Annotated in this window: 10 protein-coding genes; all 10 read left to right on the forward strand. The window is 66.6% G+C overall.

Going from position 1 to position 10,809, the window contains the following annotated elements; genetic code table 11:
• Position 1: 1 nt before the first annotated feature.
• The 10 genes from tssB (at position 2) to icmH (ending at position 10,808) form a co-directional block, all read left to right on the forward strand.
• Entirely contained in the window at positions 2-538 is a 537-nt protein-coding gene (gene tssB / locus FJ980_RS06650; protein ID WP_140542130.1) for a type VI secretion system contractile sheath small subunit, read from the forward strand.
• A 3-nt stretch (positions 539-541) separates the two neighbouring features.
• Positions 542-2,047 carry a type VI secretion system contractile sheath large subunit gene (tssC, locus tag FJ980_RS06655; protein WP_140542131.1) on the forward strand — a complete coding sequence of 502 codons (1,506 nt, stop codon included), beginning with the start codon at positions 542-544 and terminating at the stop codon, positions 2,045-2,047.
• 72 nt (positions 2,048-2,119) lie between these two features.
• The gene (locus FJ980_RS06660) at positions 2,120-2,569 is read left to right on the forward strand and encodes an Hcp family type VI secretion system effector (RefSeq protein WP_164772067.1); all 450 of its coding nucleotides are present in this window, start codon (positions 2,120-2,122) and stop codon (positions 2,567-2,569) included.
• A complete protein-coding gene (gene tssE / locus FJ980_RS06665) occupies positions 2,556-3,308 on the forward strand; it encodes a type VI secretion system baseplate subunit TssE (RefSeq protein ID WP_140542133.1) in 753 nt (250 codons plus the stop codon). The genes FJ980_RS06660 and tssE overlap by 14 nt, the downstream gene beginning before the upstream one ends.
• 1 nt (position 3,309) lies before the next feature.
• Positions 3,310-5,184 carry a type VI secretion system baseplate subunit TssF gene (tssF, locus tag FJ980_RS06670; RefSeq protein ID WP_140542134.1) on the forward strand — a complete coding sequence of 625 codons (1,875 nt, stop codon included), beginning with the start codon at positions 3,310-3,312 and terminating at the stop codon, positions 5,182-5,184.
• The gene (gene tssG, locus FJ980_RS06675; protein ID WP_140542135.1) at positions 5,148-6,212 is read left to right on the forward strand and encodes a type VI secretion system baseplate subunit TssG; all 1,065 of its coding nucleotides are present in this window, start codon (positions 5,148-5,150) and stop codon (positions 6,210-6,212) included. Before tssF ends, tssG begins: the two co-directional genes overlap by 37 nt.
• On the forward strand, positions 6,212-7,651 hold the full coding sequence (gene tagH, locus FJ980_RS06680; protein WP_140542136.1) for a type VI secretion system-associated FHA domain protein TagH: 1,440 nt from the start codon (positions 6,212-6,214) through the stop codon (positions 7,649-7,651). The genes tssG and tagH overlap by 1 nt, the downstream gene beginning before the upstream one ends.
• 4 nt (positions 7,652-7,655) lie before the next feature.
• Complete coding sequence (gene tssJ / locus FJ980_RS06685) at positions 7,656-8,108, forward strand: type VI secretion system lipoprotein TssJ (RefSeq protein WP_140542137.1); 453 nt, start codon at positions 7,656-7,658, stop codon at positions 8,106-8,108.
• A 35-nt stretch (positions 8,109-8,143) separates the two neighbouring features.
• Complete coding sequence (tssK, locus tag FJ980_RS06690; RefSeq protein ID WP_140542138.1) at positions 8,144-9,478, forward strand: type VI secretion system baseplate subunit TssK; 1,335 nt, start codon at positions 8,144-8,146, stop codon at positions 9,476-9,478.
• Positions 9,479-9,482: 4 nt separating this feature from the next.
• The gene (gene icmH / locus FJ980_RS06695) at positions 9,483-10,808 is read left to right on the forward strand and encodes a type IVB secretion system protein IcmH/DotU (RefSeq protein WP_140542139.1); all 1,326 of its coding nucleotides are present in this window, start codon (positions 9,483-9,485) and stop codon (positions 10,806-10,808) included.
• Position 10,809: the final 1 nt, after the last annotated feature.

The raw sequence follows: 10,809 nt of genomic DNA on the forward strand, positions 1-10,809 counted from the left end.
CATGCCAGCAGAGAGCAAAGCGAAGGTCATCGAAAGAAACCGCGCGCCGCGCGTGCAGATCGCCTACGACGTCGAAACGTACGGCAGCCCGACGACGATCGAACTGCCGTTCGTCATGGCCGTGATGGCCGACCTTGCGGGCGCTTCGCAGACCAAGGAAGCGTCGAAGTCGGTGCTCGACCGCAACTTCGTCGAAACCGACGCCAACCGCTTCCCGAAATTCATGGAGGCGATGGGGCCGCGCGTGAAGGCGCGGGTGAAGAACACCCTGCCGCAGGCCGAGGGCCAGGAGCGGGACGAAGAGCTCATGGTCGATCTCACCTTCTCCAAGATGGGCGACTTCGCGCCGGACAAGATCGCCGAGCAGGTCCCGCAATTGGCCGAGATCCTGAAGATGCGCCGTCAGCTCGAGGAGCTGCTCGGCTTCATGGACGGCCGGGTCGACGCGGAGAAGCGCATCGCGCAGCTTTTGAACAACGAGCCGCTGCTGAGCAAGATCGCCAGCCAGGCGATGGATGACGGCAAGGGCGAGGAGTAAGTCATGGCCGAAGAGCAAAAGACCGCAGCCGCCACCGCCGAGGCGGAAGCCATAGATCTTGGCGAATTCAGCGGACTTCTGGAAAAGGACTTCAAGGTCAAGAAGGACGACAGCGAGAAGCTGCAGCAACTGGTGCGCAACCTGGCTTTGGCCGCACAGTCGCGCTCCGAGACCACAACCATCTCTTCCAATGCGATCAAGTCGATCAAGTCGCTGATCGCCGGCATCGACAAGATGCTGACGACGCAGGTCAACGAGATCCTGCATGCGCCGGAAGTGCGCGAGATGGAAGGCACGTGGCGCGGCCTCTGGTACCTGATCAACAACACCGAGACCGATACCAAGCTGAAGATCCGGGTGATGAACATCTCCAAGGAGCAGCTGGCCGACACGCTCGAGGATTATGAAGGCCAGATGTGGGACCAGAGCCCGATCTTCAAGAAGGTCTACACGGACGAGTATTCGATGCTGGGCGGCGAGCCGATCGGCTGCATCATCGGCGCCTACGAGTTCTCGAACCACCCGCGCGACGTCGGCCTGCTGCGCAACATCTCCGGCGTCTGCGCCTCGGCGCACACGCCGTTCATCGCCGCCGCCTCGCCGCGGCTGTTCCGCATGGACAGCTGGCAGGAACTGCCCAACCCGCAGGACCTGCAGATGATCGTCAACAACCCGGCCTATGCCTCGTGGCAGTCGCTGCGCGAGAGCGAGGACGCCCGCTATATCGGGCTCACCATGCCGCGCGTGCTGGCGCGCCTGCCCTACGGCTCCGAAACCGTTCCGGTAAAGGGCTTCACCTTCGAGGAGGAGGTGGGCGGCGACCACAACAAATATGTCTGGATGAACGCCGCCTTTCCCATGGGCGTCAACATCAACCGCAGCCACAAGCTCTATGGCTGGGGCACGCAGATCCGCGGCGTCGAGAATGGCGGCACGGTGCTCAACCTGCCGGTGCACGCCTTCCCGACAGACGACGGCTCGATCGCAATGAAATGCCCGACCGAGGTCGCCATCGACGACCGGCGCGAGGCGGAACTGGCCAAGCTCGGCCTGATGCCGATCCTGCACCGCAAGAATACCGACCTGGCGGCCTTCATCGGCGCTCATTCGCTGCAGGACGACGAGACGCGCGCCGGGCGCCTGGTCGACCCCGACGCCCAGTCGAACGAACGGCTGAGCGCCAACCTGCCCTACCTCTTCCCGGTGTCGCGCTTCGCGCATTACCTGAAGGCGATCGCGCGCGACAAGATCGGCTCGTTCAAGGAACGCACCGACATGCAGATCTGGTTGACCGAATGGATCAACCGGTACGTGCTGGCCAATCCAGCCTTCGCCGACGACAAGGCGCGCGCCAAGCGCCCGCTCGCTGCGGCCGAGGTCCAGGTCGACAGCGTCGAGGGCCGGCCCGGTTACTACAATGCCCGTTTCTACCTGCGTCCGCACTACCAGCTGGAAGGCATCAATGCCTCGCTCCGGCTGGTGTCGGAATTGCCGTCAGTGAAGGGCTGAAATCGCAAGCAAAGTCATCTTGTTTCGTAGCGGTGGAGAAAGACAATGCCAGAAAGAACCGATGCGCCTTCGATGAAGATCGACGGCTTCCTGAAAGTCCCGGACATCAAGGGCCCTAGCAAGCGCGACGGCCATGAAGACGAAATCGAGATTCATGGCGTCGACTACAAGATGATCGCGCCTTACGACCCCAATTCGCTGTCGCGGCGCGGCCGCGTGTCGATGGGAATGATCAAATTCTTCAAGCATTATGACAAGTCGTCGCCCTACCTGAAGAAGGCGCTGTTCGAGAACAAGGCGCTCGACGAGGTGGTGTTTTCGGCGCGCCGCACCATCGACGGCGAGACCAGCGACTATCTGGTGGTCACGCTCACCGACGCCTCGATCATGGAATACGACATGCGGCAGGCCCGCGACGAGGCGGACCTGATCGAGGAAGAAGTCAGCTTCGCCTACAAGAAGATCAAGTTCGTCTACGACAAGGACGACGAGATCGAAATGGACGTCTATGTCGGCAAGTGAGGCCAAGCGGCCTGGCTCGAAAGCGCAGCTCGCGGGCAGCTCGCGGGCAAAACGCGAGGCGGTCCAGCCCTCCCTCTGGGACCGCCTCGTCAACGATCTGCCCGGGCTGACGTCGGAAATCGACGGGCTGCGCCGCCTGCTGGACGAAGAACTCGGCGCCGAGCGCGCCGAGGCTCTTCTTGCCGGCAGCGCGCGCGCCATCGATGCCGATGCCGAGTTGACATCCGAGCAGAAACGGCGGCTGCACAGGCTGGTCTTCCAGACCGAGCACCGCACCGAGATCGAAAGCCGCGGCGTGGTGGTGTCGGCGCGCGTGCTCAGGGAAGCGGTCCGGCGCGACATCGAGGCCCTGTTCAACACCGAGCGTTTCGAGTCCGTCCCGATGCTTTCCGATGCCGAGCATGAACAGCCTTTGGACGAATTGCCGCCGCTCGCCGACTTTCCGGAAGTGCGCCGCAGCGTCGTCAATTACGGCGTGCCGTCCTTTTCGGGCCGTTCGTCGCGGGATTTCGACCGCGATACTTTAGCGCGCGAGATCCGCGCGGTGCTCGCCACTTTCGAGCCGCGTCTCAGGGAAAGCGCGACGACCGTGAATGTCACGCTTGGCGACAAGACCGTCGGTCTCAAGATCGAGATCGACGCGGTGCTGATCATGACGCCGACGCCGGAACGCATGCGGCTGCGCACCACGATCAATCTCGACAACGGCCTGGCGCGAACCGAATTCCGGGAGACCTGAGATGGATCGGGTCTTCGTGGAGTATTACGAAGAGGAACTGACCCATATCCGCGCGCTGGCCGCGGAATTCGCCGACATGCATCCGGCGGTGGCCCGCAATCTTTCCCTCGACACCGTCCCCTGCCCCGATCCCTATGTCGAACGGCTGCTCGACGGCGTGGCCTTCCTGGCGGCACGCACGCGGCTCAAGGTCGACGCGGAGCGCTCGCGCTTCTCGCGCGCCGTGCTCGACGTGCTCTATCCCGACCTTGTGACGCCGGCGCCGGCGACGGCGATGGCCGTGCTGAAACCTGGACAGCAGGTGCAGTCGATGATCGCCGGCCATGCCGTGGCGCGTGGCACGCGGCTGGTTTCCGGCCTGCATCCTGGGCTTTCGACGCGCTCAACCTTCACCACCGCGCAAGAGGTCACGCTGTGGCCGATCGCGATCGATTCGGTCAGCTATTTCCAGGACCGCAGCGCGCTGGCCGCCGCCGGCATCGCGGCGGTCGGCGGCGTGCGCGGCGAAGCGGCGTTCCGCATCGCGCTTACCCGGACCGGAAAGAGCAATCTCGGCGAATTGTCGCTCGACCGTCTCGACCTCTATTTCGCCGGGCGCGCCAAGGCGCCGCTCATCTTCGACGCGATCTTCGGCGCCTGTTCGGCCGTCGGCGCGCGGCCGGAAGGCAAGACCAATCCGCTCACCGCCCTGCCCGAGCCCGAAATGATCGGCATCCACGACGATGAAGCGCTGATGCCGCGCACGCGGCCGACCTTCGAGGGATACCGGCTGCTGCGCGAATATTTCATGATCCCCGAGCGCTTCCACTATGTGCGCGTCGCCGGCCTTCAGCCGGTGGTGCGCAAATGCGACGGGGGAATGGAGATCATCTTCCTGTTCCGACGTCCGGTGCCGGAACTCGCCGATGTGGCAGTGGCCGATTTCGAGCTGTTCGCGACGCCGATCATCAATCTGTTCGAACGCGAGTGCAACGTCATCGAGATCGATCCGCGGCGGACGCGCCAGGTGCTGCACGCCGACCGCACGCGGGCGCGCGACTTCGAGATATTCCGGGTAACGCGGGTTGAGGACGCCGACGCGGAAGGCAGCGAGGCAATCATTCCTGAATTGTTCAGCCTGGGGCAGAACCGCGGCAGCGGCTGGGTCTATTCGACCGAGCGGCGCCCGCGACGGGCCACGGAGGATGAGCGGCGCGACGGCCTGACCCGCACCTCCTACACCGGCGACGACGTCTTCCTCGCCATCTCGCGGCCGGCCGGCAGCCAACCCAACCGGGCGCTCAAGCGGCTCGACGTGATGGCGCTCTGCACCAACCGCGACCTGCCGATCCTGGACGATACGCCGTCGCTGACGCTGGAGACCGCCGACCCGGTGGAAGCGGTGCGCCTGCTCGGCGCGCTGCGGCCGCCGCAGCCGGCGATCCCGGCAGCGCTGCCGGCCGGCGCCGAAGGCGAATCCCGCGCCGACAATCTCGCCTGGCGGCTGGTGGCGCAGCTCTCGCTCAATTTCCTGAGTCTCGCCAAGGAAGGCCGCGGCGTCGATCCGCTGCATGCCTTGCTCGACCTCTATGCCGATCGCGGCGATCCTAGCCTTGCCCGCAACGTGCATTCTATCACCCGCATCGACTCGCGGCCGGTGATCGAGCGGCTCAAGATCGACGGACCGATGTGTTTCGGCCGCGGCACCGAAGTCACGCTGCATGTCGACCAGTCGGTGCTGGCGGGGCAAAGCACGCTGCTGCTTTCGGCCCTGCTGGCGCGGCTGTTTGCCCGCCATGCCGGGATAAACGGTTTCGTGCGGACGCGTACGCGGCTGCTGCAGAAGCAGGAGGATGTGCCATGGCCGATGACGCCCGGCAATCGCTACCTGATCTAGCGCAGCCGGCCCCAGCCGAGACCGAGGCGCTGTCGGAGAGCTTCGACTTCTTCGAGCTGCTGCGCCGCCTGGAGCAGCGGCGCGGACTGTTCGGGCATTCCGGAACCGCCGACCGCGAGCCGGCAAGGCTCGGCCAGCATGTGCGGCTGAGCTTCTCGGCCAGGGACGTGATCAAATTCCAGGATGCTGGCGAAAAGGCTCCGGCGCGGGTGACGATCGCCAATCTCGGCCTGCTCGGGCCGGAAGGACCGATGCCGCTGCATCTGACGCGCTGGGTGCTCGACCGGCTGTCGCAGCGCTGGTTCACCGGCGCCGACGCCCAGCAGACCAGCGACACGACCTTCGTCGACTTCGTCAACATCCTGCAGCATCGCATGATTGCGCTCTACTACCGCGCATGGGCCGATGCGCATCCGGCGGTGCAGGTCGAACGTTCGGTCGGCGGGCGCGTGCGCGCCATGCTGGAGGCCATGGCCGGGATCGGCCTTCCCGGCACGCAGGATCCCGAGCTCGATACGGTGCGGCTGCGCCAGGCCGGGTCGCTGGCCAACCAGGTCGACGGCGCGGAGCGGCTGGCGCTTTTTCTCGCCACGGCCTTCAAGGTGCCGGTTGAGATAAAGGAATTCGTCGCCGCCTGGATCACGATTCCCGCGGCGCTGCAGAGCCGCGTCGGCAAGGCCTATGCCGCGCTCGGCGGCGGAGCGACGATCGGCCCGCGCGTCTTCAGCCGGCAGAGCCGGATCGAATTGCGTGTCGGCCCGCTGAGCCTCGACGATTTCAAGTCGTTCCTGCCCGGAGAACGGCGCCTTGGCCTGTTCAAGAAGGCGGTGCGCGACATGATCGGCGAAGCGCTCGACGTCGATCTGCGCATCGTGCTCGCGCGCGACGCCGTGCCTTCGCCGAAGATGGGAACCATCCAGCTCGGCCGGACCTCCTGGCTTTCGCGTCCCGCCGAAAAGGGCGACGCCGACGATCTCAGGCTGCGCACCATCGTCGGCTGGCGGCCGGACATGGCGGAGGCAGCCTGATGAGCCTGCTGCTGACCCTGGAACAAGGCCCGCGCTCGCAGGCGGTCAGGCAGGCCCGGCTCGACGAGGGCGAACTGGTGATCGGCCGCAGCGCCGATGCCGGTTGGCAGATCGACGATCCGGACATGTTCGTCTCGCGCGCGCATTGCAAGATCAGCGGCGGCCGCGACGGCTATTACGTCACCGACACGTCGAGCAGCGGATTGTTCATCGACGATTCCGACAGCCCGCTCGGCACCGGCAGGTCGACGCGCCTGCAAAGCGGCATGCGGCTGCGCATGGGCGACTATGTGCTCCATGTCGAGGTTCAACCCAGCGCCGGCCACACGTCGATCGGTCAGGCGCCGATCGCCAACGCCGCGCCGGCATGGTCGCCACAATCGCGGACGCCAGCCAGCATCGGCGGCGACGATTTCTTCTCGGCCAAGGTCGAGGAGGAGCCGCTGCGGCCGCGCCCGGCCGGGCTGCCGGATCCGTTCGAGCAGCCTGTGCCCGGAGCCTACGATCGCGCCTCGAACCAGCGCAGCTCGCCCGCCTTCGACGACCCGTTCAGCCTCGATCCGGTTGCGACGCCGGCCTCGGACGAGGAGCCCGCCGTCGGCCGGTCGGATCCGTTCGGCTTCGGCAACATGCCGTTGCGCAGCGATATGCCCGAACCCGCGGCGAAACCGTCCGGCTTCGACGATTTCAGCTTCGGGCCAGCCGCGATGCCCGCTTCCGGCAACAGCGCCGATCCAGCTGGCCGCGTCGAAAAGGCCGCCGAGAAGCCGCAGGCCGCCCGCCCATGGGAGACGCCGGTGCGGGCCGAACCCGCTGCGCCGCCGCGTCCCGCTTCCAAACCGTCGCGTCCGACGCAACCGGCGCCCAGCGACATGGCGTTGCGCGCCGCGTTCCTGCGCGGCATCGGCGTCGAGGAGGCCGACTTTCCCGGACGCGACGCGATCGCCGAAATGGAGAAGTTCGGGCGCGAATACAGGCTGATGCTCGACGGCCTGATGCAGCTCCTGCGCAAGCGCGCCGAGGAAAAGGGCAGCGCGCGTGTCGCCCAGACCATGGTCGGCGCCTCCGAGGTCAACCCGCTGAAGTTCCTGCCGACGGTCGAAGACGTCATCGTGACCATCATCGCGGAACGCAGCCCCGGCTTCCTCTCCGGCGAGGCGGCGATCGGCGACGCGGTGAAGGACCTCGCGCAGCACCACGTGCGCGCCTGGCGCGGCGTGCAGGCGGCGCTGCGGCGCATGATCGACCGCTTCGATCCGGCCGCGATCGAGGAAGAGCTCAAGTCCAGTTCCGCGATCGGCAATCTGCTCGCCGGCGGGCGCAATGCCAAGCTGTGGGAGCTTTACCAGAAACGCCACCGCGACATCGCCCAGAGCGCGGAATCGAGCTTCCTGGGCGAGATCGGCGCAGATTTCAGGGATGCATATGAAGAGGAGTAGGGACATGATCGACAGACGTGGATTCATCGTCGCCATCGGCGCGGCGGGGCTGCTTGCGGCTTGCCAGAGCGGCCCGCCGAAAGCATCGGTCATCTCGGTCAACGTGACCGGTGGCGCCGGCATGAATCCGGGACCGGGCGGCGGCGACAGGCCGGTGACCGTGCTGGTGATGCGGCTTGCCAGCACCGGCAAGTTCAACTCCGCCGATTATTTCGCGCTGCAGGGCGATGCCGGCTCGGCGCTGGGCGCCGACCTCATCGGTTCGGACGCGATCTCGGTCGCTCCCGGCAAGACGGCGGCCAAGACCATCACGGTCGAACCGAACGCGACGGCGCTCGGCTTCGTCGCGCTGATCCGCGAACCCGGCGGACGCAATTGGCGCACGACCAAGTCGGTATCGCCGGGGTCGAAATTCACCATCAACGTCAGCCTCGGCAAGGGCGGCATTTCCGCCTAGCAGACTGACGACAAGGCAGTGCAGAGAGCAGTGGCATGAGCGACGCAAACAGGGTGCTGTGGTCAGAGGGCCTGTTTCTCAGGACCCAGCATTTCCAGCAGCAGGACCGGTTTTTCGAGGGGATGGTGCGCGGCGCCTTGCAGGCCGGCCAGCTCCATACGTTCGGCTTCCAGCAGCTGACGCTCGACCAGTCGCTGCTCGATGCCGGCCAGGTGTCGATCGTGTCCGCCCGGGGCATCTTCCCGGACGGTACGCCCTTCTCCATCCCGGAGCTGATGGACGCGCCGAAGCCGCTGCCGGTCACCGCCGACACCGGCGCCGGGTCGGTGCTGGTGGCGTTGCCACTGGAGCCGCCCGGCGGCGTCGGCTTCGATCCGGCGCATGCCGCGTCGACGGGCGCGCGCTACCACGGCAAGATCGTTGCGGTGCGCGATGCCGTGCAGGGCGGCGCCGATCCGGAGGAGATCGAAGTCGCCCGGCCGCAAGCCGTGCTGCTGGCGCCTGGCAAATCGGTCGGCGGCTACACGGCGCTGCCGGTCGCCGACATCAAAGGCGTGCGCGCGGACGGCGGCGTCTCGCTCGACCAGGCCTTTTTGCCGCCGACGCTGATCACCGGCGCGGTCCACTGGTACCGGCAATTGCTGCAGGAGGTCGTCACCGGCCTCGACCAGATCGCCGAGGCGCATGGCAAGATGGTGATGGGCGGCGCCGGCCGCAGCGTCGAAGATTTGCTGATGCTGCACCTCGCCAATGCCGCGCGGCCGCGCCTTGCGCATATGCTGGCGCAGGATGTCTTCCATCCGGCCGAGCTCTATCTCGAGCTTGCCGGCCTCGCCGGCGAGATGGCGACCTACGGCTCGAGCTCGCGGCGGCTCGGCGAATTGCCGGCCTACGACCACATGGCGCCCGGCCCGGCCTATATGGCGCTGGCGGACGCCTTGCGTTCGCTCATCCTCAGCCTGCGCTACATCGAGCCGAAATCGCGCGCGCTGCCGGTCATGCGGCACGCGACCAATGTCTGGAAGGTGCGCATCGACAACCCGAAGCTTTTGGTCGCCAGCCGCATCGTCATCCGCGTCGGCTCCGAGCTTTCGGAAGATGCACTGCGCAAGATCTTCGTCAACCAGGCGACAGTCGGCTCCGCCGACCAGTTCGAAGGGCTGTGGAAGTCGCGCCTGCCCGGCATTCCGCTGAAACCGCTCCATTCGCAGCCGCGCGAGATCCCGTATGACGGCGACAGGCTGTGCCTGGAGCTCGACCAGAAGAGCGAGCATTGGGCCTCGCTACTCGACGCGCCCGGCTTCGTCATCGGCGTTTCCGGTGTCCTGCCGAGCGAGCCGCAGGTCGACTGCTATTCGGTGAACAGGTGAGGTCATGAGCCGGGATGATCCTTTCGGACTGTCGGAGGATCGCGAGCGCACCCGCATCCGCCTGACCGGTGCCGCGCCCCGGCCGATGGCGCCGCTGGCGCCCGGCGCGCCGGTCAAACGGGCGCGCGCCCATCCCAACACGCTGATCAACATCTTCGCGCCGCTGCTCGAATTCGCGCCGGAACTCGAAAGCGCGCTGGCGCCGGAGAACCCGGAAGTCATGCGCACGCGCCTGCTCGACGAGCTGGTGCGGGCCCGCGATGCCGCTGTTGCCGCGGGCTCATCGCTGGAGCGCGCCGACCAGGCGGCCTGGGCGGTGGCGGCGCTGCTCGACGATCTCGCGCTCAACACCCCATGGGGCGGCGCCAGCGCCTGGCCGCGCCAGCCGCTTGTGGTCATGCTGCGCGGCGACGTCGATGCCGGCACCCAGTTCTTCACCCGCCTCGACGAGCTGGAGCGGCATCCCAACCGCGACCGCGAGATGCTGGAGCTGCAATATTACTGCCTGGCGCTCGGCTTCCGCGGCAAATACCGCGTGCCCGGCCGCGCCGGCGACCGTTCGCTCAACGCCGTGCGCGTGGCGGCGGCGCGCTTTCTACGCAACGCGGACGCCGAGGACGCGCCGCTGTCGCCGAACTGGAGAGGCGTGATCGCCTCCGACGAGCCGCAGCGCTTCATCGTTCCGATCTGGGTGATGGCGCTTGCCGCGATCGTCGTTGCCGCGGCCGCCTATATCGGCCTGTCGATGGGCCTGAGCAGCCAGGCGGTCGAGCTTTCCGCGCTGGTGCGCACGCTGCCGCCGGCCTCGCGCGGCGACATCACCCGCGCGGCGCCCAAGCAGGATGCGCCCGCGCCCGAGCCGCAGCCGGTTGATTTCGCGCTGCTGCCGGAATTCAAGGCCGAGGCGCCGGACAACCTCAAAGGGGCGCTCAGCGGCACCGAGAGCGTCTCGCTGGCCAAGCTGGTCATCCAGTCCTCCAATCCCGAGCTCTTCCAGTCCTCCCGACCGACGCTGACGGAAGGATACGAACCGCTGATCGCAGCGATCGCCAAGGTGATCCTGGACAACAAGGAGCTGATCGGAAAAATCACCGTCGTCGGCCATACCGACAATGTGCGCCTGCAAAAATCCAACCCGCTGGCCAGCAACCAGCGTCTGTCGGAAGCGCGCGCCGAGACCATAGCCAAGCTTCTGGTGCAAGCCGGCGTGTCGCAGGAGAGCATCTCTTCCGAGGGCCGCGCCGAAACCGATCCGGTGGCGGACAACTCGACGCGCGAGGGCCGCTCGCTCAACCGGCGCGTCGAGGTTCTGGTCGAGAAGAGGCTCTGAG

The sequence above is a fragment of the Mesorhizobium sp. B1-1-5 genome, from assembly GCF_006443065.1.
GTDB lineage: Bacteria > Pseudomonadota > Alphaproteobacteria > Rhizobiales > Rhizobiaceae > Mesorhizobium.

Excerpts from the sequence above, each read along its gene's own strand:
- tssB (WP_140542130.1), top strand. The coding sequence starts at position 2 with ATGCCAGCAGAGAGCAAAGCGAAGGTCATCGAAAGAAACCGCGCGCCG.
- tssC (WP_140542131.1), top strand. The coding sequence starts at position 542 with ATGGCCGAAGAGCAAAAGACCGCAGCCGCCACCGCCGAGGCGGAAGCC.
- FJ980_RS06660 (WP_164772067.1), top strand. The coding sequence starts at position 2,120 with ATGAAGATCGACGGCTTCCTGAAAGTCCCGGACATCAAGGGCCCTAGC.
- tssE (WP_140542133.1), top strand. The coding sequence starts at position 2,556 with ATGTCGGCAAGTGAGGCCAAGCGGCCTGGCTCGAAAGCGCAGCTCGCG.
- tssF (WP_140542134.1), top strand. The coding sequence starts at position 3,310 with ATGGATCGGGTCTTCGTGGAGTATTACGAAGAGGAACTGACCCATATC.
- tssG (WP_140542135.1), top strand. The coding sequence starts at position 5,148 with ATGGCCGATGACGCCCGGCAATCGCTACCTGATCTAGCGCAGCCGGCC.
- tagH (WP_140542136.1), top strand. The coding sequence starts at position 6,212 with ATGAGCCTGCTGCTGACCCTGGAACAAGGCCCGCGCTCGCAGGCGGTC.
- tssJ (WP_140542137.1), top strand. The coding sequence starts at position 7,656 with ATGATCGACAGACGTGGATTCATCGTCGCCATCGGCGCGGCGGGGCTG.
- tssK (WP_140542138.1), top strand. The coding sequence starts at position 8,144 with ATGAGCGACGCAAACAGGGTGCTGTGGTCAGAGGGCCTGTTTCTCAGG.
- icmH (WP_140542139.1), top strand. The coding sequence starts at position 9,483 with ATGAGCCGGGATGATCCTTTCGGACTGTCGGAGGATCGCGAGCGCACC.